This window comes from Nocardia sp. NPDC055321, assembly GCF_053645575.1.
The window spans coordinates 112,152-134,978 of sequence record NZ_JBSHMS010000001.1 but is presented as its reverse complement, the minus strand read 5'-3'; the positions used below and the strand labels follow the sequence as shown (position 1 = coordinate 134,978).

Below are 22,827 nucleotides of genomic sequence, written 5' to 3'. Positions count from 1 at the left end.
CGCGGACCGCCTGCCGCTGGTCGACACCGCGACCCTCGCCCACACGGCGGCGTCAGTCGGTCAGCTCCACCACCGCCCGGGGCTGCCAGGGAAGCGGGCCGCTCGGGAAGCTGAAGCGGACCATGCGGTGGGGAGCGGACACTTCGAAGTGGGCGACGAAGGGGGGTAGGAAGCCGGAGACCACCTTGTCCAGGAGGGCGTTCATGTGGCTGAAGCTGGGGCGCATGCGGACCTGCCACGCATCGATAGTGCCGGCGGGGACATCGACTCGGGTGCGCTTCTCCACCTTGACCTCCAGCGGCCAGTGGATCGAGAACGCCAGCCACAGGTCGATTTTGGATTTCGCACCGGGGCGGAAGTCGAGGCCGCGCAGCAGTGTCAGGCCGCCGAGCAGGGGCATCACGCCGCGCGGGAACGGTGACAGTTTGCCGCCGAACTGCACGTGCTGCGTGTCGATGAAGTAGCCCTCCTCGCGGGAGACCATGCGGCCCTCGAAATACGAAGCGGCCTGGTAACTCTCGGCGCTCAGGCGACCTTCGGCGCGGCGGATGCGCTGTTCGACCTTCACGCTGTACGAGTCCTCGGAACCCGCCTCCAGGTACGAAATGTAGGCGTCGCCGTCCTGCTCGATCAGGCCGACGATCCGGGCGCCTTCGGAATCGTCACCGAGTGCGATCCGGTAGAGCGACTTCTCACCGTCGGCGATGGCGGGATCACGGAAGGGGCTGTTCATGGCATTCCTTGTCGTCGAGACCGCTGCGGCCTGCGTGCACTCTTCACATACTATCGCTATGCGAATAGCGACACAATTTCCAGACCGCTGCTATCCGGGAACGCGCCGGTCACGCGACATATTCGCGACCGCTACTTGACAGCAATCGGTCAGACAATAGTATGGCTATCCAGATAGCAAGTGAATTTCATGGTCGCTCCCCCGTCCGGCGGTAGCGACGGCGCCTGTCGGCAACGGGCGCGCGGGACGTCCGCAGTCATCGCATCGGCGCCGCCCCGAGAGCAGTGATCCCTCGCAGGATCCATTCGACGACACAGTCATTCGCCCTTCGAGGGAGTAAGTCCATGCTGGCAGTCGGTTTCGAACGCTTCGGCGGGCCGGAAGTGATGACCCTGCTGAACCTGCCCGAGCCGCACGCGGGACCGGGGCAGGTCCGGATCAAGGTCGAGGCGGCCGACATCAACCTCTCCGATGCCGTCGCGCGCTCGGGAGCGATCGCGCAGCATCTGCCGCAGTGGTATCCGGTGCACTCCGGGCCCTACGTCGTTGGCTGGGACGCCGCGGGAGTGATCGACGAAGTAGGCGCGGGCGTCGAGGGCAGGCTGCTGTGCGGCGACGCGGTGATCGCGCTCGTGCACCCTCGATTGGCCTGCGGCGCACAGGCGGAGTACGTCATCGCCGAAGCGGCGTCGGTCGTGCGGGCCCCGCGCGGCAAGACGCCGGTCGAGGCGGCGACGCTGCTGATGAACGCGCTCACCGCGCGCATGGCACTGGATTCGCTGCTGGTCGGCGAGGGGTCGACCATCGCGGTGACCGGTGCCGCGGGCGCGGTGGGCGGCTTCGCCGTCGAACTCGCCAAGGCGGCGGGGATGCGGGTGATCGCGGACGCGACGCCGGACGATCGTGATCTGGTGGCCCGGCTCGGGGCGGACATGATCGTCGACCGCGGGCCGGGGCTCGCGCACGCCATCCTCACCGCGTGCGGGCCGGTGGACGGCATCATCGACACGGCCATGCTCGACGACGCGATAGCCGGGGCGGTCGTGCCGGGCGGGGCGGTCTACTCCGCGCGCGAGCGCACCGGTAGCGGCGACGGTATCCGCCGGACCTATCGGCCGGTCTACGAGTTGCTCAGCGCGACAGCGACTCTGGAGCAGCTGCGCGATGCCGCCGAGCGCGATGAACTCACCCTACGGGTGGCGGGCACCTGCCTGCCGTGGCAGGCGTCCGATGCCCACCGGCGGATCGAGGCCGGCGGCACACGCGGCCGGTTGGTCTTCATCTTCTGATCCGCGGCGCGGTTCCATCGCGGCGACGGGAGGACGGCACATGGCAATTGAGGGCACGGTAGGTACACCGGTACGAGCGTGGACCGCGTTCGCGCTCGAGACGGCGGACGCGTACGCCGCGGGCTTCGCCCCGGACGTTGTCGTCGAGACGGCGTCGACACCGATCCTCGGCGCGGCGGCCGTCAGGGCCACCATGCGCACGGCGAGCCCCGGCCCGGAGTCGTTGCGCTTCCCCGAGCAGGTCAGCCGCGGTCCGCAGACCTATATCGATTGGGAGGCAAGAACTTCGGACGGCGTGCCCCTGCACGGGGTGATCGTCATGACGCTGGACGACGAGGGTCGCGTCACCCACCTCGCGCTGTGTCAGCGACCATTGCAGGCTCTGCTGCCCTCGGCCACCGGCGAACGGGAGCCGTGCACGCCGCGCGGATCGCCGACGTCCGGCCGGACAACGACAACGCGCCCGGCCCCGCCGTGAAACGGGCGGTCCGGGCGCGGCATCGCGCAGATCAGCTGCGTCGGTTGATCTTCGAGGCCGATCGGTCGGCTACGAGTCGAAGTCGATGTCGGAGAGCCGGTAGTACGCGGTGGGCCTCTCGTCCACCTCGTGACGAGCGCCCTGGCTCGCCTCGGTCTCGTTCTTCGTCGGCTCGTTGGTGGCCGGATCAGACATCACACACACCTCTTATTGCTCCGTGTAGCCCGGGAAAAGCATCTGCCGAGTAGGTTAGCGAGCCTCGGTCCCGGATCGGTAGAAATTCGCGGTCCCGGCTTGCGAAGATGCCTCGAGCAGCGCGTATCCGATCCGCGTTTCGCGGTAGCCGGTAGCGTGCTGGCCAACGCCCGCCGCGCAGACCCCCTCAGCGCTCCCAGATCCCGCTCGCGAGAATGTCGTCCCACGCCGCCTCAGGGAACCAGAGCTCCGGGCCCGCGACATCCTTGGAGTCCCGCACCCCGACCCGCTCCGCACGGACAGAGGATCCCGGGCGCAGGGACGCTAGTTGTGGGCGGGTTCGGCGGTCAGGGGTTGCGGAGCCGGGTCGACTTCTACGGGAGTGCGGTAGGTGTAATCGTCGCGATCGAAGCGGACCGCTTTGCGGTAGGTCTTCAGTAGAGACCAGGGGCGGATGTACGGGGATTTGCCTTGGGAGTTGACGAAATAGCTGTTAGAGCCCTCGCAGCGAGTTTGCAGGTAGTAGGACAAATTTCGGCCGCTGCGTTGCATGTCGGCGTGGAAACGGTCTTGAGCCTCGGGGCGCACCTCTACTATCGATGCGCCGCGGCGGCGGGTCTCGTCGATCACCGTCGCTATGTGGCGCATCGCGTTCTCCACGAAATAGTGGAAGGCGGTGCCGGTCCAGGAATAGGGGCCGATCATGATGAAGCGGTTCGGGAGTCCGGCCACCGACGTGCTGTAGTACGCCTTCAGCTCCTCGGTGTTGTAGAAGACGCCGAGGTCGAAACCGTCACGGCCGATCACGGTTCCGGGGCGGTAGCTCTCCGGATCGGAGAACACCTCGTAGCCGGTGGACACCACCAGTGCATCTATCTCCCGTTCCAAGCCATCCCCGCTGCGAATTCCGGTCGGGGTGATCTCGGCGATGCCGGCGGTGACCAGTTCCACGTTGTCCCGGTTGAGGGTGGGCAGGTAGTCCCCGCCCGCGCCGCCGCGAATGCACACGATCCCGAAATCGGGGCGCAGTTGTTTGCGAATCTCGCTGTCGCGCACCTTGTATCGCACCCAGGCCCGGTAGGCGTTGCGCCCGGCGAAGTCGATGACGCGCGCCCCGCCCCGCCAGACCGGCGCGGGCGTGTAGATCGCGATCCGCAGCGCGGCGTCGATCACCGTCTGCGCGAGGCCGTTGGCCGCGGCCGACCCGCCGGGCAACGCGAGCAGCTTCTGCATCCACGGCCGCAGTACGAAGTCGGGCTTGGGGAGATACACCTGCGGCGTGCGCTGATAGATGTCGAGCCGCTCGGCCCGGGCGGCGAGCTTGGGCGCGATCTGCATGGTGCTGGCGCCGACCCCGATGATGCCGACACGCTTGCCGGTGAAGTCGTAGTCGTGATTCCAGTGCGCGGGATGCATGGACACACCCGCGAACGTCTTCAGGCCGGGGATGTTCGGCTCGGTCTTGGGGTTGATGTACGCGCCGACGGCACTGATCACGAACCGGGCGGTGATCACCTCCCCGGTATCGACGTGCAGCCGCCACAGCCCGTGGTCCTCGTCCCACACCTCACGAACGATGGTGGTGTCGAACCGCATTCGGCCCGGCAGGTCGTGGTCGGCCGCGACATCGCGCAGATACTCCAGGATCTGGTCCCGTTTGGCGAAGAGCCGATCCCAGTCGGGCTTGCGGGCGAAGGAGAACTGATAGGTGGTACTCGGGATGTCGCAGCCGGCGTCGGGGTAGCTGTGGCTGAACCAGGTGCCGCCCAGACCGGCGACCCGATCCACGATCAGGAAATCCTCGATCCCGATCTCCCGCAGCTTCACCCCGGCGCAGATGCCGCCGATCCCCGCGCCGATGACCACGACCTCGTGCTGCGGATGCTCGAGCGGGCCGGCGTACGCGCCCCGGAATCCGTTGGTACGACTCACTTCACGCCCTCCTCGGCGGTCCGGCCACTCGGCGCGGGCGCGGCGACGCCGTTGGTGTGCACCGACCGCAGCGACGGCCGGGCCTCGCCCGCGATCCGATGCACGCGCCGGACGAACAGGGGCCCGATACCCCCGATCCGATAGGCCAGGCGCCAGACCGCCGGGAACCAGGTGGAGAACCGCAGCGGCAGGCGCGGGGTGACGGCGACCTTCCACACCACCCTGGTGCGGCCGTTTCCGAGATCGCTGAAGACCTTGTCCTCGCCGTATTGGCGCACCAGCAGGTACTGCATCCAATTGCCGCTCACCACACCGAAGGTGATGCGCTGATTCGGCTCGTACCGCCAGAACTTCTCGCGCTCGACCCACAGCGCGCGCACGGGCCCGAAGACCGAACCCATCTCGCGCACGACGCCGACGCCCTGGGCGGGCGAATCGTAGATCACCCCGACGCCCGGAAACGGCAGCCACTTCCACGCGTGGTCGTCGTCGATGGCGGTCCACACCGCGTGCACCGGGGCGTCGAACTCCTTCTCCACGGTGAACACCAGCGCCGCGGTGTCGAAGAGGGTGTCGTCGACGGCGGGCACCGAGGAGGGATGCTGTGTGTGCAGGAACGACGTGATACTCATTGCTCATCCAATCTGTGCGGGCGCTTCGGCCGGGCGCCGCGACGGTCCCGGAAGCAGATCCCCGGGCCGGGTGATGTCAGGGTTCGATCAGGGCGGGCACGGGCTCGGCACGCGGGTCCGAACGCACCGGCCGCACCGTCGAATACCGGTAGTGATCCAGCGGGAAATGCCGGTTGCTCCAATACATTCCGGCCTGGGTGGTGGCGCGGAAGGCGGGCCCGTCGCCCTGGTAGTTGATGTAGTACGTGCGAGACTCGGCGCAGCCCTGCTTGAACAGGTAGGTGTTCTTGTTGCGGGCGTACATGCGCTCGAAGTACGCCTCGTGCGGCTCGCGCCGGATCTCCACGCGGGTCGCGCGGCGGCGCAGGGTCTCCCCGATCGCGCGGGCGCTGTGCGCGGCGGTGGCCTCGATGAGGGGGATGACCGAGCCGGGGGCGTACCCGTAGGGCCCGAAGATGTGGAACATGTTGGGGAACGCGGGCACCGACACGCCCTCGTACGCCTGGTACTTGTTCCGATCCCAGAAATCGCCCAATTCGATTCCGCCGCAACCGTACACGGGATAGGGCGGCGTCGCGCCCTTGTCCATGACCTGGAAGCCGGTGGCGGTGACCACCATGTCGAACTCCCGCGACGTCCCGTCCTCGGTGACGATTCCACCCGCGGTGAACTTCGCGATCGGGTCGGTGACCAGGTCAACGTGCGGCAGGGTGTAGGTGCGGAAGTAGGTGTTGGAGATCGACGGCCGTTTGCAGCCGAGCCGGTAGCTCGGGGTCAGCGCCCGGCGCAGCTCCGGATCGCGAATCTGGGTGCGCAGATAGGCTTTCAGCGCCCGCTCGCCCGCGCCGAGTACCGCCGAGGTCGCGCGCGGATAGTCCGAGAGTGCGAAGCCGACACCCAGGAACGCGTTCACCGCGACATTGCCGATGAGCCGCACCGCCTGCTGCGCGGGCGGGAAATCCAGTGCCCGATTGCTCAGCGCGCCCATGGGGAAGTCGGGTTTGGGCGCCACCCAGATGGCGGTGCGCTGGAAGACCGTCAGGTGCTCGACCTGTTCGGCCAGCCGTGGAATCACCTGCAGCGCGGTGGCGCCGGTGCCGATCACCGCGACGCGCTTGCCGGTGAAGTCGTAGGAGTGATCCCAGCGCGCGGTGTGCATGAGACGCCCGGCGTAGTCCTCGATACCCGCAATCGCAGGTGGCTTGGGCTGTTCCAGCGCCCCGACGGCGCTCACCAGGAACCGCGCGGTGATCTCGTCACCGTCCGTGGTGCGCACCCGCCACATATCCGCGGCCTCGTCGAATCGCGCCTCGGTCGCACCGCACCCCAGCCGGAGCTTGCCGCGCAGTCCCTGCCGATCGACGACCTCCTCCGCGTAGCGCTGAATCTCGTTGCCCGGCGGGAAGAAGCGCGACCAGCTCGACCGCTGCTGGAAGGAGAAGTTGTAGATCGGCGCGGGGACGTCGACCGCGACGCCGGGATAGGTGTTGGCGTTCCAGGTGCCGCCGACCCGGTCCCACTTGTCGATGATCAGAAAGTTCTCGACGCCCACGCGGCGCAGTGCCGTCCCGGTGCCGATGCCGCCGAAACCCGCGCCGATGACGAGGACTTCGAAGACCGGTGTGTTGCTGGAGCTCATAGGGTGGTTTTCCTCTTCGACGGGCCGATCAGGCGGCGGTGGTTCGATCGGCGAATCCGAGTGCGCGACCCTCGATCACGCGGCGGATGAAGGACCCGATCTCGGTGACCGCCGCCCGGGCGTCCGGCAGCACGTCCGCGCCGGCCTGAAAGACGTGGATGGCGTTGTTCCAGATCTGGAGGGTGTGCGGAACCCCGGCCTCGGCGCAGCGCTCGGCGAGCGCCTCCGAGTCCGGCAACAGCACTTCGATGTCGCTCACCTGGATCAGCGCCGGGGGCATTCCGGTGAAGTCGTGATTGACCGGCGACCACGCCGGATCCAGCACGCCGTCCCGGGCGAAACCGATCAGCGCCGGGATCGACAGCGCCCGGGCCGAGAGCATCGAATCGGTGCGATCGTTGGGATGGGCGAACCGGGTCGCGGGATCGAGATCGGCGAAGGGCGCGATCGCCATGAGACCGGCGGGCAGTGCCATCCCCCTGGCGCGAGCGGCCAGCGCGGCCATGAAGACCAGTCCCCCGCCCGCCGAATCACCGGCGAACACGATGCGTTCGGCGGTCCGGCCGCCCTCGAGCAGATACCGGTACGCGGTGAGGGCGTCCTCGACTGTGTCGGTGATGTGCCCGGCGGGTAGCTGCCGGTAGTCCACGTTCAGCACCGGCAGCCCCGCGGCCCGCCCGATGCGCGCGGCGTGGCGGCGATGGCTGTGCAGACCGCCGGCCACGAAACCGCCGCCGTGGAAGTACAGGATCGCGCCGCGCTCGCTCTCGCCCGGCCCGGGATCGTCGCGGTGCCAGAGCCATTCGGCCCGGAAGTCCGCGAAGCGCACCATTTCCCGGCGGGTGCCGCGCGCCGGGCGCAGCGGGGCGGCCAGCACGTCGACCCGGTTGGCGATGCGGAACGCCCGTTCGCCGCGCAGCAGCGGGCTCTCCCCCGCCACGCAGACCACGTGCAGCCCGGGTCGCAGGATGCGGCGCAGCACCGCGTTCGCCACGCGCAGCCGCCTACTGGCCCGGCTGGAGAACTCGATGTTGACCCGACCCGGAATCGCCGGGTGGTCGAACGCTGTTGCGCCGCCGGTCATGGTCGCGGTCATGCCGGCACCGTCGCTTCCGCACGGCTGCCGTAGGCGTAGTCGTCGAGCGGGAATCGGCGATTGCCCCGGCGCGCCTCGAAGAACCCGGACGGGCGCACATAGGTGGTGTCGCCCTGCGAGTTCCGGTAGTAGGTCGGGACGTGGCCGTTCAGGTCGGCCAGGTAGTAGCGCAGGGGCTCACCCCGCTCGTACACCCGCCGGTGATAGGCCTCGGCAGCATCCCTGCGGATCTCGCACCAGCCGGCGCCGCGCCTGCGCGTCTCACCGATGGCCCGCACGGCGTGATCGGCGGTCATCTCCACGAAGGCGTGCCAGCCCGATCCGGTCCAGGAGTACGGGCCGACCAGGGTCCAGCGGTTGGGCAGGCCGGGCACCGACACGCTCTGGTACGCCTGCAATCCCTCCTCGTGGTAGAACTTCGCGAGGTCGAATCCGTTGCGTCCCACTACCGTTCCGGTTCGATAGGTTTCGGGGTCGGAGAACACCTCGTACCCCGTCGCGAGCACGATCGCGTCGAATCGGCGCAGGGTCGCGTCGCCGGTACGAACGCCGGTGGGGGTGATCTTCTCGATCGGCGCGGTCACCAGCTCGACGTTGTCGCGGTTGTAGGCGCGCAGATACCCGTTGGACATGGTCGGGCGCTTGGCCACCGGCCCGAAATTCGGCGTCAGGCTCGCGCGGGTCGCCGGGTCGTCGACCACGCGGGTCAGATAGCGCCGATACAGCGACCGGCAAACCGCGTCGAAGCGATCCAGCACCGGATGCGTGACGGCCGGCGGCGCCCCCACGGCCAGCCGCAGGGCGAGGTCGATGACCACCAGCGCGCTGCCGTGCAGAAAGGGCTGCACCCCCGGAACCGACAGCACCCGCCGCACCGCGGGTGGCACCGGGAAATCGGGTTTGGGCAGCGACCAGACCGGCGTGCGCTGGAACACGGTCAGGTGCTCCACCCGCGGCGCGATGGCCGGAATGATCTGCACCGCACTGGCTCCGGTGCCGATGACGCCGACGCGCTTGCCGGTCAGGTCGTAGTCGTCGTCCCAGCTGCTCGGCCGCAGCACCTTGCCCTTGAAGGTGCGCGCACCGGGGATGCCGACGTCGACCTTGGGCCGCACGAAGGCGCCGACCGCGCTGATGACGAAGCGCGCCGTCACTGCCGACCCGTCCGCCAGGTGCAGCGTCCAGTGCCCGGCGTCCTCGTCCCATTCCTCGCGCTCGACCTCCGCGCCGAACCGCACCCGCTCGTGGACGCCGAACCGGTGCGCGACCTCCACGTGGTACCGCTTGACTTCGGCGCCGAGCGGAAAGACCCGGGTCCAGTCGGCCTTGCGCGCGAACGAGTACTGGTAGGCCAGCGCCGGAATGTCCACGCCCAGACCGGGATAGTGATTCTCGTGCCAACTGCCGCCGACCTCGTCCGCGCGCTCGAGCACGACGAAGTCGTCGATGCCGGCCCGGCGCAGTTTCACCGCGGCCGCGATCCCGCCCGGACCGGCGCCGATGACGGCGACCTCGAATTCCGGTGTCGCGATGGTTGTCATGGTTGTCTCACTTCGTGATCAGGTTCAGCAGCGGCTGAACGCGCGGCAGGAGCCGGTCGGCGAAATCGAGGGAACCCACACTGCCCGCGGCCCGGACCAGGCCAGGGGACAGCCGGAACATGCCGTAGCCGAACCAGGCCTCGGGATTGACCGGGACGACCGCGGGATCGCGGCGAATCGATCGCTCGACGGCACGGGCGACCTTGTCCGGGGTGGCGTAGGCCAGCGATTGGACCCTGCCCAGGCTGGCGCGCCAGGCCTCCTGATCGGCGCTCCCCAGGCCGGCGCGGGTGCCGTGCGCCAGCAGATCGGTGCGGATCGCGCCCGGGCAGATGGCGGTGACGCCGATCCCCTTGGGACGCAGTTCGACTCGCAACGACTGACTGGCCAGCAGCACGGCCGCCTTGGCCGCGGCGTACGCGGGGATGTACCGGGCGGGGAAGAAGGCCGCGGCCGAGGACAGGTTGACGATGTGCCCGCGGACGCCCGCGTCGATCATCTGCCGGGCGAAGACCCGCGAGCCGTAGACCACGCTCATGAGGTCGATGTCGATCGTGCGCTGCCATTGCGCCGCACTGGTTTCCACGAAACCGCCGGTGTCCAGGATCCCGGCGTTGTTGACCAGCACGTGGGCGGGGCCGAACTCGCCGCGCACCCACTCGGCCGCCTTGTCCCACTGCGCCTCGTCTGCCACGTCCAGCCGGAACGCGTGCGCCCGGCCCCCGGCGGCCGCGATCTCGTCGGCCACCGCCGGCGCGGCCTGCTCGTCGATATCCGCGATCACCACGCGGTATCCGGTGCGCGCGAGCAGGCGCGCGGTCTCGCGGCCGATGCCCGCGCCGCCGCCGGTCACGATCGCCGTCCTCATCGCAGACCTCCCAGCACCCGACTCGACAGGTCGACCACGTTCTCGGCCAACGGCATTCGCGCCAGCCCCGTGACCCCGCGCAGCACACCGGGCGCGAGCCGGGACAGATACCATCCGGCCCAGGCTTCGACGCCGACCGGCACCGTGGCCAGGTTCCAGCGGATCGCACGGTCGATCGCGGCGGCGACCCGTTCGGGCGAGCGGCCGAAGACCTGTTGTCCCCGAGCGAGTTTGGCGGCCCACTCGGCCTCGGTGACGGCATCGGCGCCCGCGCGGGTGCCGTTGGCCGACAGGTCCGTCCGGATCAGGCCCGGGCAGATCGCGCTGACCCGGATGCCGCGGCCCGCGTATTCCGCGCGCAGGGCCTGGGTGCCCATCCAGGCCCCCGCCTTGGCGGTCACGTAGGAGGGCGCGAGCGCTGTGGGCAGGAACGCTCCCACCGAGCAGATGTTCACGATCGCGCCACGTTTGCCCGCATCGACCATGCGCTGCACGAACACTCGCGACCCGAACAGCGGGCCCATCATGTTGACGGCGATCATGCGCCGCCAGTCGTCGCCGGACTGTTCGAGGAAGCCGCCGGAGATCAGGATCCCGGCGTTGTTGACCACCACGTCCGGAACGCCATGATCGCGAACGACGCGGTCCGCGAACTCCTCCCACCCGGCGGCGTCGGCCACGTCCAGGCGACGGAACTCCGCGCGGCCGCCGGTCATCCGGGCCCGGGCCACCGTGGCGTTGCCGCCGGTCTCGTCGATGTCGGCGACGATCACGGTCGCCCCGTTGCGTGCGAAGCGCAGCGCGCTCGCCCGGCCGATTCCGGCGGCCGCGCCGGTCAACACGACCACCGTCATGTCCGGCACCCCCGTCGCACGATCACGGTCAGATTCGAATGCGTCATGAATCGACTCCCTTGTCGTCTGAAGCCGCCCGCGAATGCGGGATTGACATGCACTCAATTAGCGGACGGCCGTGTCATTAAACTAAACCGTCCCAGACAGTTACGCAAGGGGTGGGCGGTCGCGAGCGGCCGATCACGGCGGGCCCGCGGGCGCATACGATGTGCTCGATGACCGAATCAGCCAAGCGCGGCCGCGGACCCGGCCGCCCGCGCGACGAACAGAACACCGAGCGGCGCCGGCGCGAACTCGTCGCGGCGGCGTACCACGTGTTCACCACCAAGGGATACGCCGCGGCCTCGGCCGCGGACATCGCCGCCGAGGTGGGCGTCGGCTACGGCACCTTCTACCGCTACTTCGACAGCAAGCGCGCGATTCTGGACCCCGTGGTGGACTACGGCATCGATCGGTTGCTCACCGAAATCGCCGGGGACGTCTTCGAACCCGCGCTGCTCGAGCGGGAACTCACCCTCGAGGAGCTCATCGCGACCTGGTCCGGCGCGGTCGAGCGCATGTGCCACATCGCCGAATCGGATCCGAACCTCATGCACGCCATGCTGTTCGACCTACCCGGCATCGACGAGGCGCTCAACACCCGAATCCTCGGCCTCGGCGGCGTTCTCGCCGCGACGATCGGCCGATTCCTCACGCGCGCGGTCGATTCCGGCGTGCTGCGCGATGACGTGAACACCGAGGACGTCGGCTGGATACTGCTGGCGCTGACCATTCCGCCGGTCGTGCGCGCGCTCCAGGGCGGCGATGCGGCCGAACGCCGCCGGTACATCGACACCGCCGTGGCGGTACTCGGGCCGGGCCTGGGCCGCGTGCCGACGACCCCGTAGCCGGCGTCGGGCGCGCGCCGACTGCTGATGGCGCGCGCTCGGACGGGAGCTGTTTATCGAAACCCGCTGTGTCAGGCCAGTTTCGCGGTCAACAGGGGTGCGAGGGTGCGCAGGATCGGGAGGGGATCGCCGCCGAGGGGCTGGACCGCGACCTGGTCGGCGCCCGCACGCACGTGAGCCAGGAGCTGATCGGCCACCTCGTCGGGGGCGCCGTGCGCCACCAGGGCGTCGATCAGGCGATCGGAACCGGGCTGATCGGTGTCGGCGGCGTCGAAACCGTAGCGGTGCAGGTTGTTCACGTAGTTGCTGAGACCGAGGTAGAAGCCGACGGTCGCGCGGGCGGTGGCCCGGGCGCTCGTGGGATCCGCGTCCAGGACCGCCTTGTGCTCGGTGACGATCAGGGCATCGGGACCGAGTTGCGCGCGCAGGGCGGCGGTGTGCTCGGGCACGGTCAGGTACGGCAGCGCGCCCGCGGTGCGATCGGCGGCGAGGCGGGCCACGCGCGGGCCCAGGGCCGCCAGGGCGCGGCGGTCACGCGGTACGCCGTGCTCGTCGAGCTGGTTCAGGTAGTCCACGAGGGCGTCGTAGGGCTTGACGTAGTCGGCGGCGTGCTCGGGATGGCCGATGCCGACCCCGAGCAGGAAACGGCCGGGATACGCGTCCGCGAGGCGGTGATAGGTCGCCGCGATGTCCTTGGCCGGGGTGGCCCACACATTGACGATGCTGGTGGCGACGGTGAGGGTCTCGGTCGCCGCCAGCAGCGCGTCGTATCCCTCCCAGTCCGCGGCGGGCGAGGCGCCCACCCATATCGCCCCGTAACCGAGGGCGTCGAGTTCGCGCGCGAGCTCCGGAGTCGCCTGCGGATACGCCAGCCAGACGCCGATCTTTCCCAGTTGTTGGTTCGCCATTCGCCGGGTAACAGCGGCCGCCCGGCACGCATTCCCGACACGTGCGCGGCACACCGATCGCCATTGCGGTCACGGTGATCGCAAGGGTTCAACCGGGCCGATCACCGCGTGATACTGCGAAGCGGTCCACAAGATCCCCAGGAGAACCATGACACTTGCGATCGGCTGGAAAACAGCCGACCGGCAGGCCGCCGCCACGGGCGCGCCTGCGGCTCGGCGCACGAGTCAGTTCTGGCGCAGCCCCTGGCTGCTGCGCTCGCTGACACCGCTGGCACTGCTGCTCGCCTGGCAGGCGGGCTCCAAGACGGGCGTGCTGTCCGAGGACATCCTGCCCGCGCCCTCGGTCATTCTCGATGCCGGACTCGAGGTCTGGCGCGGCGGCGAATTCGGCGACGCGGTCACGGTTTCCGGTCAGCGCGTCCTGCTCGGCTTCGCACTCGGCGCCACGGTCGCGGTGCTGCTGGCGGTACTGGCCGCGTCGAGCCGGATCGGCGAGTACGTCGTCGATCCGCCCATGCAGATGCTGCGGACGGTGCCGCTGTTCGGGCTCATCCCGGTCTTCATCATCTGGTTCGGAATCGACGAGCAGCCCAAGATCTTCCTGATCGCCCTGGGCGTGGCGTTCCCGCTGTATCTCAACACCTACGCGGGCATCCGCCAGCTCGACCCGAAACTCGCGGAGCTGTCCCAGGTTCTGGGCCTGACCGCGTGGGAACGACTGCGGGACATCGTGTTCCCGGGCGCACTGCCCAGTGTGCTCGTCGGCCTGCGGCAGAGTCTGGGCATCGCCTGGCTGTCGCTGATCGTGGCCGAGCAGATCAACGCCAGCGCCGGGCTCGGGTTCATCGTCAACAACGCCCGCGAATTCCTGCGGATCGACATCGTCATCTTCGGCCTGCTGGTCTACGGCACGCTCGGGCTGCTCACCGACGCGCTGGTGCGGGCCATCGAGCACCGCGCACTGCGCTGGAGCAGGCGATGAGCGCCCCCGCGACCGGGCGACTGGCCCGGATCCACGGCGTCGGAAAGAGTTTCGGCGATCGGTCGGTGCTGCACGGGGTCGATCTGAGCCTGCGCCAGGGCGAGATCGTGGCCCTGGTCGGGCGCAGCGGCTCGGGCAAGTCCACGCTGCTGCGGGTGCTCGCCGGGCTGGCCGGGGAGCACGAGGGCAGCGTCGAGATCGACGGCCGCGTGGCGGTGGCGTTCCAGGAGGCCCGGCTGGTGCCGTGGCTCTCGGTGGAGCGCAATGTCGCACTGGGACTGCCCGATCGGCGCAAGCGCGCCAGGGGACAGGACCGGGCGCGGGCCGTGCTCGACGAGGTCGGGCTCGCCGATCGCGGTGCGGCCTGGCCGATCACGCTCTCCGGTGGTGAGGCCCAGCGGGCCGCGCTGGCCCGCGCGCTCGTCGCCGAACCGGCGCTGCTGCTGCTCGACGAACCCTTCGGCGCGCTGGACGCGCTGACCAAGATCGCCATGCACGATCTGCTGCTGCGGCTCTTCGCCGAACACGGATTCGGCGTGCTGCTGGTGACCCACGATGTCGCCGAGGCGGTCACCCTCGCCGACCGGGTGCTGGTCCTGGACGAGGGCCGCATCGCCCACGAGATCGACATCCCCCTGGAACGTCCGCGTCGTCACGCGGGGCCCGAAGGCGCCGTGTACGCGGCCCGCCTGCTCGAACTGCTCGGTGTCGAGCAGTAGTTCGTTTCTCTATCCCCTGGAGATCCCTGTGAAGAAGTTGTTCCGTTCGGCTGCCCTCGTAGTGGCCGCCACCCTGTCGCTCGCGGTCACCGCCTGCGGCAGCGACGAGGCGCCACAGTCCGGCGACAAACCGGTCGATCTGAGCGCGGTCACCCTGAAAGTCGGTGATCAGAAGGCGATTTCGATCGAGGTGCTGCTGAAGGCCTCCGGGCAGCTGGACAACCTGCCCTACAAGATCGAATTCTCGACCTTCACCGCCGGTCTGCCGCTGGTGGAGGCGGCCAGCGCGGGCGGCATCGACCTCGCCCAGACCGGCAACACCCCGCCCATCTTCGGCGCCGCCGCCAAGGCCGACGTCAAGGTGATCGGCGCGCTCGCGGCCACCGGCAAGGGCGATGCCATTCTCGTGGGCAAGGATTCGCCGATCACCTCGGTCGCGGACCTCAAGGGCAAGCGCGTCGCGGTGTTCAAGGGCAGTTCGGCCAACGCCCTGCTGCTGCTCTCGCTGGAGAAGGCGGGACTGAGCCTGCAGGACATCGAGCCGGTGTACCTCGCGCCCGGTGACGGCTACACCGCGTTCAAGCGCGGCGACGTGGCGGCCTGGGCCATCTGGGACCCGTACACCGCCATCGCCGAGCAGGAGGCCGGCGCGAAGCAGATCGTCGCGGCGGACACCGTCGGCAACGGCAACAACTTCTGGGTCAGCGGCGACAAGGCGCTCGCCGACGCCGGCAAGGTCGAGGCCATCGAGGACTTCCTGAAGCGCTACGCCGCCGCCACCACGTGGTCACAGAACAACGTCGCCGAGTGGAGCGCCAAGTACGCCGAGCTGACCCAGATCAGCCCGGCCGCCGCCCAGGTCACCTGGACCCGCTCGATCAAGCAGCCCATCACCCTCACCGACGCGGTGATCGCCTCCGAGCAGCAGATCGCCGACGCGTTCACCGAGGCCAAAGCCATTCCCGGCAAGGTCGATTTCGCCAAGTTCGTCGATCGGAGGTTCCAGCAGTGAGCGCACTGTCCTTTCACTGGTTCCTGCCCACCTACGGTGACTCGCGCGGTCTGGTCGCGGGCGGGCACGGCACCTTCATGTCCGGCAGCCGGCCCGCGAGCCTGCGCTACCTGAACCAGCTCTCGGCCGCGGCCGAGGACAACGGCTTCGAGGCCGTACTGACCCCGACCGGCGCCTGGTGCGAAGACGCGTGGCTGACCACCGCCATGCTCGTGGAGACCACCGAGACGCTCAAGTTCCTGGTCGCGCTGCGGCCCGGACTCGTCAGCCCGACCCTCACCGCGCAGATGGCCGCCACCTACCAGAGGCATTCGCGCGGAAGGCTACTGCTCAATGTGGTGACCGGCGGCGAGCCCCGCGAACAGCAGGCGTACGGCGACTTCCTCGACAAGGACCAGCGGTACGCGCGCACCGGCGAATTCCTGGACGTGGTGCGTTCGCTGTGGACCAGCACCGAGCCGATCGACTTCGAGGGCGAGCACATCCGGGTCCGCCAGGCCCTGCTCAGCAGCCGCCCCGACCCGATCCCGCCGGTGTTCTTCGGCGGCTCCTCCCCTGCCGCCGGGCCGATCGCGGCCCGGTACGCGGACACCTACCTCACGTGGGGCGAGCCGCTGGACGCGGTGGGCAAGAAGATCGACTGGATTCGCACGCTGGCCGCGCTCGAGGGCCGCACGCTCGACTACGGCCTGCGCATCCACGTCATCAGCCGTGACACCGCCGCCGAGGCCTGGGCCGAGGCGGACAAACTGCTGGCGGGCATCGCGCCCGGCGAGATCGAACGCGTGCAGGCCTCGCTCGCGCAGAGCGAATCCGAGGGGCAGCGCCGCATGGCCGCGCTGCACAACGGCCGCACCGACGGCCTCGAGATCGCCCCGAACCTGTGGGCGGGAGTCGGGCTGGTCCGCGGCGGCGCGGGCACGGCACTGGTCGGCTCGCACGAGGAAGTGGCCGACCGGCTCACCGAATACGCCGAACTCGGCATCGGTCACTTCGTGCTCTCGGGCTATCCGCACCTGGAGGAGGCGTACTGGTTCGGCGAGGGCGTGCTGCCGATCCTGGAACGCCGGGGGCTGTGGTCCCATCCCCATCGGGGCCCGGTCGTGGCCGCGGGGACCCCTTTCGCCGCCACGAGCTGAGCCGATCACCGTCCCGACACCGCCCGGCGAACAACCGGGCGGTGTCGGGCGTTTCGGCGTACGCCGTCATCGCACCCGCTGTCACCACGCGGGCGCACCGGGCGGCACGGCCGAATGCCCGAAGTTGGCCCGATCGCCTCCGAGGTGGAGCGCCGACGCCCGAACCGAGTGCCGAGCGGTTGCCGAAAGACCTTCGTATGCAGGCAAAAGCGTCGAAATCACGGCCAAAGATCTTGCGGCGCGGCCGTATCGAGCACGCCCGGCGGTCGCCAGGGCAGCCGGTCACGCGCGCTTCACCCGGCGTTCGGCGGGGACAACGGCAGCCGTCACGGGGGTAACCGGCGGGATCCGGTAACCACATCTTGATCTTAATGAGCGCAAATCCCGGGTTCGATGTGTTCGAATACCGTTGTGCTCACCACTGTTTCATCCGGCCAACCGCCGGCAACCCGTTCGCCCACCGCGTTCCGGCCCGCCGGCCGATGTCCGGGAACGGGTCGTTACGCCTTCGAAAACCCAGTTATTTTCTCGAGGTGAACGCACGTGAGGGACAATGGAATTCTCGGGCGAATGATGCGGGAAGTGCTCTCCAGCGACTCAGGGCGTTGCTGTGAGTGCACCGTCGGGGCCGGATCGAACGCCGGAGCAGATCCGCCGATTCCTGGAGCCGTCATATCGTCCGACGTTCTCGTACCTCTCTTTCCAAGCCTCTCCCCTCCTCGGTTGCCGGCCATCTCGCTCTGTCCCGCGAAGCCACGAGCGCCGCATCAGGTGATGGTCAGATCCGATAGCTGACGTGCCAGCCCCACCAGCGGTGCACGCCGGTGCGATTCGAGCCCTCGAGCCGACCAGGAAATTCGCTCGAGGACAGTGAGGAACCACCATGAAGTCACACATCCAGATGAAGGAAATTCTGGCGGCTGTCGAGTGCCTGCCGCACGAGAGAGTTTTCCCGAGCCCCCATATGGACCAGGTCCACGCCCAGGTCATGCGCTGGGCCCGCAGACACGGCATCGACGCGGGCGGGCACTTCGAAAAGACCTGCTGCTGGAGTTGCGCCGCCTACGCGCTGCCGGACGCGCCCGCGGCGGTGGTCGAGATCGCCGCCAAGCTGATCGGCTGGATGTTCGTCTTCGACGACGAGTACGGCGAGGGCGCGGATCCGACCGCGGCCATCGAGATCTTCGACGCCTGCGAGCGGATCCTGCGCGGCGGGCAGGCGCCGGACGACAATCCATACCTATTGGCGCTCAGTGATTTACGCGAGCAATGCGCGCTGCTGGCCAGCGACGCCTGGCTGGACCGCTTCGCGACCAGCATGACCCTGTTCTTCCACGGCTGCCTGTTCGAGATGCCCTATCGGCAGATGGCCCTCATGCCGTCGCCCGAAGCGTACTGGTATCTGCGCACACTCAGCATCGGGCTGTTCCCGCCCTTCGATCTGCTCGATCTGGCCTGGGGCGAGATCGAGGACACCCATCTGCGCCGCTTCCGCGAGGTCCGCCAGACCAGCGCCATGCTGTGCGCGATCGTCAACGACCTGTACTCGGTGGTCAAGGAAGACGATTCGCTCAACGCGGTGACCGTGCTGCGCGCGGAGACGAATCTGACCGGCGCCCTCGCCGACATCGTCGCGCTGTACACGAAGTTGCTCGAGCGCCAGCGCGAGCAGATCGCCACGCTGGCCGCCCTGCCCGAACTGAGCGCGGGCGAGCGCCGGATCGCGCGCAGCCTGCGCGGCTGGGTGCACGGCAACTACGCGTGGACGAAACTGTGCGCCCGATACAAGCTTCCGGCCACCGCCTGAGGCGCGTCGCCGGCGCTGCCCGCTCGCCCGCGTGCTTCGGCTCCGCGTGACCACCTCACCGGACGCGGGCGCGATTCTCGCTCAGGCGAACCTCCATCGTCACCGCGACCGCGGGCACCGCGAGGGCCTGACACAGCCGGGCCACCGCCTCGTCCTGCACGCGCGCGCGTAGCTCGGTGATGTCGGCATCGGTGTCGGCGGTGAGAATCAGGTGCAGTTCGGGCGCACGGGTGGGTCCGGTGAGCCAGGCGGCGGCGGACTCGACCCCGGCCAGCGTTTCGATGTCGGCGGCCACGGCCGCGGCGGCGACGGCCGAGGACAGCGTCGTGGCGTTCGGGGAATCGGCTTCGGTCAGTTGCCATTCCACGGCGGTCGGCATGCGGAACAGCTGCGCGCCGAGCCAGCGCAGGCACAGCAGACCGAGCACCGCGGCGGCCGCGATCGTCGCGTAGAAGACCCACTGCGCCGGTGCGGCGTCACCCGGTGTGAGCGGGTCCGATCGACGCGCCCAGCCCAGCCAGCCGCGCTGCGCGGCGATCAGATAGGCCCCGCCGGCCACGAGGAGCACGCCGATACCGGCGAGCAGGACGCGGTTGAGGCGAGCCGGGCGGTTGACGGCGGTCATCGGGAACCTCCGGATGTCGCGGGGCGCAGACGGGTGCGTACCTCGGGCGCGGTCGCGGCTCCGAGGCGCTCGAAGGTGCGGGTGACCGCACTGTCGACGGTGTCCGGCAGGCCGTCCACGTTCGCCCGATCGGAGACGCCCGTGACGCGAACGGTATTGCCGCGCAGGTCGACTCGCGCGGACGCGACCCCGGGCAGAGCGGTGACCGAGCGACGCAGCGCGGCGCGCAGGCTGCGCCGGTCGATCCCCGCGTCACCACCGGGCTCCAGCGTCCGCAGCGGCAGCACCACCGCCCGGCCGGGCGTCGCGGCGGCCGCGAGCAACGCCACCCCGGCCAGTACGAGGACGATGCCGGCGGCGAGCACCACCGGATCGCCCCAGTCGGTGCCGTGCAGCCTGCTCGCCACGCTGTCGTAGGACAGGTACTGCCTCGAACCCGAAAGCCGCTGTGCGAGTGAGACGATCACCGCCACGCACAGGGCCGCCAGCGCCAGCGCCACCAGCACGGCCGCGCCCGAACGGCGCGACCGGCGGATCACAGCACCCGCCGATGCGGCACGGCCTCCACGGGGGCGGCGGCTTCGACCACCAGGGCGGAAATGGCGATGTCCACCCCGGTGACCCGCAGTCCGGCCAGCTCGGCCACCCGTTCCACCAGGTGCGCACGGCACGATTCGGCGACCCGGGCCACCGGCAGCGGATAGCGCACCGGCAGCCGCACCCGCAGCGCGGCGGTGTCGGCGGTGACCAGCGCGTCCACGCTCACCGCGGCGGCCACCCCCTCGACTTCGGTGGCGGCGCGCTCGGCGATGCGGCGGACCGCGCGGTCACTGACGGTGGTCGATCCCGGCAGCTCGAGCGCCACCGTCATCGCCGGCTCCGGTCCTGTACCGACCGCAGCGCACCGGCGACGTCGATCGCGCCGTCGAGCCAGCGGCCCACCAGCAGGCCGAGGCCCGCGAACACCAGCACGATGGCGAAGGCGCCGAAACCGCCGAAAGCCATGGCGAATCCCAGTGCCAGTCCCACGGCCAGACAGGTCGTTGTGGCGTTCATCTGCTACTCCTGACGGGGAACGGATGATTACTGAACGCGATTGGAGCTCGACTCGGCGGCGTCGTCATCGTCCTCGGGGATGTAGACGTCGTTGATGTTGATGTTGACCTCGACGACCTCGAGACCGGTCATCTGCTCGATGGCGTTGATGACGTTGCGGCGCACGACCTTCGCGAGTTCGGTGATCGACACGCCGTACTCGATCACCAGTTCCAGATCGACGGCGGCCTGCTTCTCGCCCACCTCGACCGAAACACCCTGTCCCACACTGGCGGACGCACCCGGAATCCGATCCCGGATCGCCCCGAACGCACGCGCGGCGCCACCGCCGAGCGCGTGCACGCCGCGCACCTCGCGCGCGGCCAGACCGGCGATCTTCTGCACCACGATGTCGGCGATGCTGGTGGTGCCCTGATCGGTCACCAGCTCGGTGGAGCCGCCGGCGGCCTTGCGCACGGCGCCCTCGTGCTCGGCGGGCGCGGTCTTGGCGGCCGACTTCTCGGTGGCGGTTCCGGTCATGTGTTCCTCCTGATCTCGTTGGTGTCGCTGAAAGCGGCCGGGTCGAGCTCGACTATCCGCAGGCGCACGGTCGCACCCGCGAAATCGGTGCCCTTCAGCAGCGGGCGGACCGCGCCGGAGAGTGCGTCGAGCAGCGGCGGCAGCGGCAAACGGCTTGCCGCCACCCGGATCTCGACCACGTCCCGGTTCAGGTCCACGGCATAGGTCTTGCCGCCGCCGCGGGGGAGCCAGCTGACGGCCTCGAGTCCGAACGGTGTCGCCGGACGTAAACCCTGCACCTCCTCTATCGCGCCGACTATCGCGTCGATCAGCTCCGCGCTCGCGGTCACACGCCCCCCGGTTCGATATCGATGATCACGACCGACACCTGATCGATCCGGACGCCGGTGTGTTCGAGCACCGCGGCGGTGACCGCGCGCTGAATCGCCGCGCCGACCTCCGCCGCCCGGCAATCGCCGCCGAGTGAGACATCCACCCGCAGCGCGCGGCCACCCGCGGCCGTCTTCTCCACGCGGACACCGTCGCTCGCGAGCGAATCCTGTCCGCGCAGCAGCTGTTTCCCCGAACGCGCCCAGCCCGCGACCATGCCGCGCAGGCCCGGCTCCAGGCGGACGACGCCGGGCACCGCCGCGGCGGCACGGGCCGCGACACCGGCGATGACCGGGTCCGAGACGACGATCTCGTGTTCCGAACTCAGGGCCGTCACCGATCCCTCTCCTGGTACACGTCCACGACGGACACATCGAGCCGCCCGAGCAGCAGTCCGGCGCGGGCCGCGACGGCCGTGGCGACGCGCTGACGCACCTGCGGCACGATGCCCTCCAGGCTGTCGCCGCGCATCCGCACCGCGATGGCGATGGCGATCTCGACGATGTTCTCCCCGTCGGGGGCGGTGCCGACGCTGCGAATCCGGCAGCGCCGCGCCCGCACGCCCGGCACGGTGTCGGCCGCGAAACGCACGACCGCGGCGACAGCCTGCTCGCTCACCTGAACGGTGCCCGGGTGCTCGGTCGGCAGGTCGAGGGTCTGGCCGCGCCGCACCTCGGCGCGCACGACGGACATGATGCGGCCGAACAGGTCCGGGGGCGGCGGGTCGGGTTCGGCGATGAGTTCCTGGGTGGCGGTGCGCAGCGCGAGCAGGCTCTCGCGCGCGGCCCGGCAGTCCGTGCAGCGCGACTCGTGCGCGTCGGCGTTGCCGAGCCGGACGGCGTCGAGACGGCGCCACACCTGTTCCATACCGCGGCCGCAGGGCAGTCGATAGTCCTCGTCCGCGTCGGTCACGTTCGTTATCGCCACGCCTTCATCACCTCCGCCAATTGGGCGCGGGCCCGGGCGATCCGCCCGCGCACCGCGGTGACATTCGCGCCGACGATCTCACCGATCTCCTCGTAGGAGCGGCCGTGCACCTCGCGCAGCAGCCAGCACGCCCGCTGCTCGGGGGTGAGCTCCTGCAATGCCACGGTCAGGGCCTCCATCTGGCTGTTCACCTGCGCCGCGTGCTCCGGGCGCAACCCGCGCTGCGGGGACACGGTGGTGTCGGGGTCGATATCGGTGGTCGGCTGCCGCTTGCGCAGCACGTTCAGGCAGCGGTTGGTGGTGGCGCGGTACAGCCACCCCACGAAGGCGGCGTCGTCCTCGAGCTGGCCCAGCCGCCGCCAGGCGGTGAGGAAGACGTCCTGGACCACGTCCTCGGCCTCGGCCTGATCGGCGAGCATCTTGGCCGCGAGCCGGTACATAGCCCCTTGATAGCGGACGACCAGCTGCTCGTAGCTTCGGATGTCACCGTCGCGGACGCGGCTGACCAGGGTCGCATCGTCGAGTTCCGCCTCAGCTCCGGCATCGGTAGTGCTCACACCGCCTCCTAACCGTTCGTCGAATAGACCCGGGCGAGCACGATCTCTCACGCAGCATTATCC

General features: G+C 69.5%; 28 protein-coding genes. 8 read left to right on the top strand and 20 right to left on the bottom strand.

Annotated elements, in window-relative coordinates; all coding sequences use genetic code 11:
* Positions 1-52: 52 nt before the first annotated feature.
* Positions 53-733 carry a hypothetical protein gene (locus ACWIGI_RS00670; protein ID WP_454200210.1) on the bottom strand — a complete coding sequence of 227 codons (681 nt, stop codon included), beginning with the start codon at positions 731-733 and terminating at the stop codon, positions 53-55.
* 344 nt (positions 734-1,077) lie between these two features.
* On the opposite strand from ACWIGI_RS00670, the gene ACWIGI_RS00665 reads away from it, so the two are divergent.
* A complete protein-coding gene (locus ACWIGI_RS00665; protein ID WP_454200209.1) occupies positions 1,078-2,022 on the top strand; it encodes an NADP-dependent oxidoreductase in 945 nt (314 codons plus the stop codon).
* 40 nt (positions 2,023-2,062) lie between these two features.
* Positions 2,063-2,500, top strand: a complete 438-nt coding sequence (locus ACWIGI_RS00660) for a nuclear transport factor 2 family protein (RefSeq protein ID WP_454200208.1) — start codon at positions 2,063-2,065, stop codon at positions 2,498-2,500.
* Between the two features lie 69 nt (positions 2,501-2,569).
* Here ACWIGI_RS00660 and ACWIGI_RS00655 read toward each other — a convergent pair whose 3' ends face one another.
* From ACWIGI_RS00655 to ACWIGI_RS00615, 9 genes are all read right to left on the bottom strand, one after another.
* Positions 2,570-2,695, bottom strand: coding sequence for a hypothetical protein (locus ACWIGI_RS00655; protein WP_454200207.1), 126 nt, complete (start codon positions 2,693-2,695; stop codon positions 2,570-2,572).
* Positions 2,696-2,882: 187 nt separating this feature from the next.
* A complete protein-coding gene (locus tag ACWIGI_RS00650; protein ID WP_454200584.1) occupies positions 2,883-3,014 on the bottom strand; it encodes a DUF397 domain-containing protein in 132 nt (43 codons plus the stop codon).
* 5 nt (positions 3,015-3,019) lie between these two features.
* Positions 3,020-4,627, bottom strand: coding sequence for a flavin-containing monooxygenase (locus ACWIGI_RS00645; protein ID WP_454200206.1), 1,608 nt, complete (start codon positions 4,625-4,627; stop codon positions 3,020-3,022).
* A complete protein-coding gene (locus ACWIGI_RS00640; RefSeq protein ID WP_454200205.1) occupies positions 4,624-5,259 on the bottom strand; it encodes an SRPBCC family protein in 636 nt (211 codons plus the stop codon). The genes ACWIGI_RS00645 and ACWIGI_RS00640 overlap by 4 nt, the downstream gene beginning before the upstream one ends.
* 76 nt (positions 5,260-5,335) lie before the next feature.
* Positions 5,336-6,898 carry a flavin-containing monooxygenase gene (locus ACWIGI_RS00635; RefSeq protein ID WP_454200204.1) on the bottom strand — a complete coding sequence of 521 codons (1,563 nt, stop codon included), beginning with the start codon at positions 6,896-6,898 and terminating at the stop codon, positions 5,336-5,338.
* A gap of 28 nt (positions 6,899-6,926) precedes the next feature.
* The gene (locus ACWIGI_RS00630; protein ID WP_454200203.1) at positions 6,927-7,994 is read right to left on the bottom strand and encodes an alpha/beta hydrolase; all 1,068 of its coding nucleotides are present in this window, start codon (positions 7,992-7,994) and stop codon (positions 6,927-6,929) included.
* Positions 7,991-9,535 (bottom strand): flavin-containing monooxygenase, encoded by a 1,545-nt coding sequence (locus ACWIGI_RS00625; protein WP_454200202.1) that lies wholly within the window; start codon positions 9,533-9,535, stop codon positions 7,991-7,993. The genes ACWIGI_RS00630 and ACWIGI_RS00625 overlap by 4 nt, the downstream gene beginning before the upstream one ends.
* A 7-nt stretch (positions 9,536-9,542) precedes the next feature.
* Positions 9,543-10,403 carry an SDR family NAD(P)-dependent oxidoreductase gene (locus ACWIGI_RS00620; protein ID WP_454200201.1) on the bottom strand — a complete coding sequence of 287 codons (861 nt, stop codon included), beginning with the start codon at positions 10,401-10,403 and terminating at the stop codon, positions 9,543-9,545.
* A complete protein-coding gene (locus tag ACWIGI_RS00615) occupies positions 10,400-11,257 on the bottom strand; it encodes an SDR family NAD(P)-dependent oxidoreductase (protein ID WP_454200200.1) in 858 nt (285 codons plus the stop codon). The genes ACWIGI_RS00620 and ACWIGI_RS00615 overlap by 4 nt, the downstream gene beginning before the upstream one ends.
* Before the next feature lie 215 nt (positions 11,258-11,472).
* On the opposite strand from ACWIGI_RS00615, the gene ACWIGI_RS00610 reads away from it, so the two are divergent.
* Positions 11,473-12,144, top strand: coding sequence for a TetR/AcrR family transcriptional regulator (locus ACWIGI_RS00610; protein WP_454200199.1), 672 nt, complete (start codon positions 11,473-11,475; stop codon positions 12,142-12,144).
* Between the two features lie 71 nt (positions 12,145-12,215).
* Here the strand turns inward: ACWIGI_RS00610 and ACWIGI_RS00605 are convergent, their stop codons facing one another.
* Positions 12,216-13,052 (bottom strand): LLM class F420-dependent oxidoreductase, encoded by an 837-nt coding sequence (locus ACWIGI_RS00605; protein ID WP_454200198.1) that lies wholly within the window; start codon positions 13,050-13,052, stop codon positions 12,216-12,218.
* Between the two features lie 148 nt (positions 13,053-13,200).
* Here ACWIGI_RS00605 and ACWIGI_RS00600 point away from each other — a divergent pair, with 148 nt between their 5' ends.
* The 5 genes from ACWIGI_RS00600 (at position 13,201) to ACWIGI_RS00580 (ending at position 18,711) form a co-directional block, all read left to right on the top strand.
* Positions 13,201-14,034, top strand: coding sequence for an ABC transporter permease (locus ACWIGI_RS00600; protein WP_454200197.1), 834 nt, complete (start codon positions 13,201-13,203; stop codon positions 14,032-14,034).
* A complete protein-coding gene (locus tag ACWIGI_RS00595; RefSeq protein ID WP_454200196.1) occupies positions 14,031-14,753 on the top strand; it encodes an ABC transporter ATP-binding protein in 723 nt (240 codons plus the stop codon). Before ACWIGI_RS00600 ends, ACWIGI_RS00595 begins: the two co-directional genes overlap by 4 nt.
* 28 nt (positions 14,754-14,781) lie before the next feature.
* The gene (locus tag ACWIGI_RS00590; RefSeq protein WP_454200195.1) at positions 14,782-15,765 is read left to right on the top strand and encodes an ABC transporter substrate-binding protein; all 984 of its coding nucleotides are present in this window, start codon (positions 14,782-14,784) and stop codon (positions 15,763-15,765) included.
* Positions 15,762-16,904 carry an LLM class flavin-dependent oxidoreductase gene (locus ACWIGI_RS00585; RefSeq protein WP_454200194.1) on the top strand — a complete coding sequence of 381 codons (1,143 nt, stop codon included), beginning with the start codon at positions 15,762-15,764 and terminating at the stop codon, positions 16,902-16,904. Before ACWIGI_RS00590 ends, ACWIGI_RS00585 begins: the two co-directional genes overlap by 4 nt.
* Positions 16,905-17,787: 883 nt before the next feature.
* Positions 17,788-18,711: a terpene synthase family protein gene (locus tag ACWIGI_RS00580; RefSeq protein ID WP_454200193.1), complete on the top strand. Its 924-nt coding sequence runs from the start codon at positions 17,788-17,790 to the stop codon at positions 18,709-18,711.
* 55 nt (positions 18,712-18,766) lie between these two features.
* On the opposite strand, the gene ACWIGI_RS00575 is transcribed toward ACWIGI_RS00580, so the two are convergent.
* Genes ACWIGI_RS00575 through ACWIGI_RS00535 form a run of 9 tightly spaced genes read right to left on the bottom strand, consistent with a single transcriptional unit; the run spans position 18,767 to position 22,764 of the window.
* Positions 18,767-19,336 carry an alkaline shock response membrane anchor protein AmaP gene (locus ACWIGI_RS00575; protein WP_454200192.1) on the bottom strand — a complete coding sequence of 190 codons (570 nt, stop codon included), beginning with the start codon at positions 19,334-19,336 and terminating at the stop codon, positions 18,767-18,769.
* Positions 19,333-19,875, bottom strand: a complete 543-nt coding sequence (locus ACWIGI_RS00570) for a DUF6286 domain-containing protein (protein WP_454200191.1) — start codon at positions 19,873-19,875, stop codon at positions 19,333-19,335. The genes ACWIGI_RS00575 and ACWIGI_RS00570 overlap by 4 nt, the downstream gene beginning before the upstream one ends.
* On the bottom strand, positions 19,872-20,207 hold the full coding sequence (locus ACWIGI_RS00565; protein ID WP_454200190.1) for an Asp23/Gls24 family envelope stress response protein: 336 nt from the start codon (positions 20,205-20,207) through the stop codon (positions 19,872-19,874). Before ACWIGI_RS00565 ends, ACWIGI_RS00570 begins: the two co-directional genes overlap by 4 nt.
* Entirely contained in the window at positions 20,204-20,392 is a 189-nt protein-coding gene (locus ACWIGI_RS00560; RefSeq protein WP_454200189.1) for a hypothetical protein, read from the bottom strand. Before ACWIGI_RS00560 ends, ACWIGI_RS00565 begins: the two co-directional genes overlap by 4 nt.
* A gap of 27 nt (positions 20,393-20,419) precedes the next feature.
* Entirely contained in the window at positions 20,420-20,911 is a 492-nt protein-coding gene (locus tag ACWIGI_RS00555) for an Asp23/Gls24 family envelope stress response protein (RefSeq protein WP_454200188.1), read from the bottom strand.
* On the bottom strand, positions 20,908-21,240 hold the full coding sequence (locus tag ACWIGI_RS00550) for a hypothetical protein (protein WP_454200187.1): 333 nt from the start codon (positions 21,238-21,240) through the stop codon (positions 20,908-20,910). Before ACWIGI_RS00550 ends, ACWIGI_RS00555 begins: the two co-directional genes overlap by 4 nt.
* On the bottom strand, positions 21,237-21,617 hold the full coding sequence (locus ACWIGI_RS00545; protein ID WP_454200186.1) for an Asp23/Gls24 family envelope stress response protein: 381 nt from the start codon (positions 21,615-21,617) through the stop codon (positions 21,237-21,239). The genes ACWIGI_RS00550 and ACWIGI_RS00545 overlap by 4 nt, the downstream gene beginning before the upstream one ends.
* Positions 21,614-22,207 carry an Asp23/Gls24 family envelope stress response protein gene (locus ACWIGI_RS00540; RefSeq protein ID WP_454200185.1) on the bottom strand — a complete coding sequence of 198 codons (594 nt, stop codon included), beginning with the start codon at positions 22,205-22,207 and terminating at the stop codon, positions 21,614-21,616. The genes ACWIGI_RS00545 and ACWIGI_RS00540 overlap by 4 nt, the downstream gene beginning before the upstream one ends.
* Positions 22,198-22,764 carry an RNA polymerase sigma factor gene (locus ACWIGI_RS00535; protein WP_454200184.1) on the bottom strand — a complete coding sequence of 189 codons (567 nt, stop codon included), beginning with the start codon at positions 22,762-22,764 and terminating at the stop codon, positions 22,198-22,200. Before ACWIGI_RS00535 ends, ACWIGI_RS00540 begins: the two co-directional genes overlap by 10 nt.
* Between the last annotated feature and the right edge of the window lie 63 nt (positions 22,765-22,827).

What these genes read in the sequence shown, in the direction of transcription:
- ACWIGI_RS00670 (WP_454200210.1), bottom strand. Translation starts at nt 733, where the DNA reads ATGAACAGCCCCTTCCGTGATCCCGCCATCGCCGACGGTGAGAAGTCG.
- ACWIGI_RS00665 (WP_454200209.1), top strand. Translation starts at nt 1,078, where the DNA reads ATGCTGGCAGTCGGTTTCGAACGCTTCGGCGGGCCGGAAGTGATGACC.
- ACWIGI_RS00660 (WP_454200208.1), top strand. Translation starts at nt 2,063, where the DNA reads ATGGCAATTGAGGGCACGGTAGGTACACCGGTACGAGCGTGGACCGCG.
- ACWIGI_RS00655 (WP_454200207.1), bottom strand. Translation starts at nt 2,695, where the DNA reads ATGTCTGATCCGGCCACCAACGAGCCGACGAAGAACGAGACCGAGGCG.
- ACWIGI_RS00640 (WP_454200205.1), bottom strand. Translation starts at nt 5,259, where the DNA reads ATGAGTATCACGTCGTTCCTGCACACACAGCATCCCTCCTCGGTGCCC.
- ACWIGI_RS00635 (WP_454200204.1), bottom strand. Translation starts at nt 6,898, where the DNA reads ATGAGCTCCAGCAACACACCGGTCTTCGAAGTCCTCGTCATCGGCGCG.
- ACWIGI_RS00630 (WP_454200203.1), bottom strand. Translation starts at nt 7,994, where the DNA reads ATGACCGCGACCATGACCGGCGGCGCAACAGCGTTCGACCACCCGGCG.
- ACWIGI_RS00625 (WP_454200202.1), bottom strand. Translation starts at nt 9,535, where the DNA reads ATGACAACCATCGCGACACCGGAATTCGAGGTCGCCGTCATCGGCGCC.
- ACWIGI_RS00620 (WP_454200201.1), bottom strand. Translation starts at nt 10,403, where the DNA reads ATGAGGACGGCGATCGTGACCGGCGGCGGCGCGGGCATCGGCCGCGAG.
- ACWIGI_RS00615 (WP_454200200.1), bottom strand. Translation starts at nt 11,257, where the DNA reads ATGACGGTGGTCGTGTTGACCGGCGCGGCCGCCGGAATCGGCCGGGCG.
- ACWIGI_RS00610 (WP_454200199.1), top strand. Translation starts at nt 11,473, where the DNA reads ATGACCGAATCAGCCAAGCGCGGCCGCGGACCCGGCCGCCCGCGCGAC.
- ACWIGI_RS00605 (WP_454200198.1), bottom strand. Translation starts at nt 13,052, where the DNA reads ATGGCGAACCAACAACTGGGAAAGATCGGCGTCTGGCTGGCGTATCCG.
- ACWIGI_RS00600 (WP_454200197.1), top strand. Translation starts at nt 13,201, where the DNA reads ATGACACTTGCGATCGGCTGGAAAACAGCCGACCGGCAGGCCGCCGCC.
- ACWIGI_RS00595 (WP_454200196.1), top strand. Translation starts at nt 14,031, where the DNA reads ATGAGCGCCCCCGCGACCGGGCGACTGGCCCGGATCCACGGCGTCGGA.
- ACWIGI_RS00580 (WP_454200193.1), top strand. Translation starts at nt 17,788, where the DNA reads ATGAAGTCACACATCCAGATGAAGGAAATTCTGGCGGCTGTCGAGTGC.
- ACWIGI_RS00575 (WP_454200192.1), bottom strand. Translation starts at nt 19,336, where the DNA reads ATGACCGCCGTCAACCGCCCGGCTCGCCTCAACCGCGTCCTGCTCGCC.
- ACWIGI_RS00565 (WP_454200190.1), bottom strand. Translation starts at nt 20,207, where the DNA reads ATGACGGTGGCGCTCGAGCTGCCGGGATCGACCACCGTCAGTGACCGC.
- ACWIGI_RS00560 (WP_454200189.1), bottom strand. Translation starts at nt 20,392, where the DNA reads ATGAACGCCACAACGACCTGTCTGGCCGTGGGACTGGCACTGGGATTC.
- ACWIGI_RS00555 (WP_454200188.1), bottom strand. Translation starts at nt 20,911, where the DNA reads ATGACCGGAACCGCCACCGAGAAGTCGGCCGCCAAGACCGCGCCCGCC.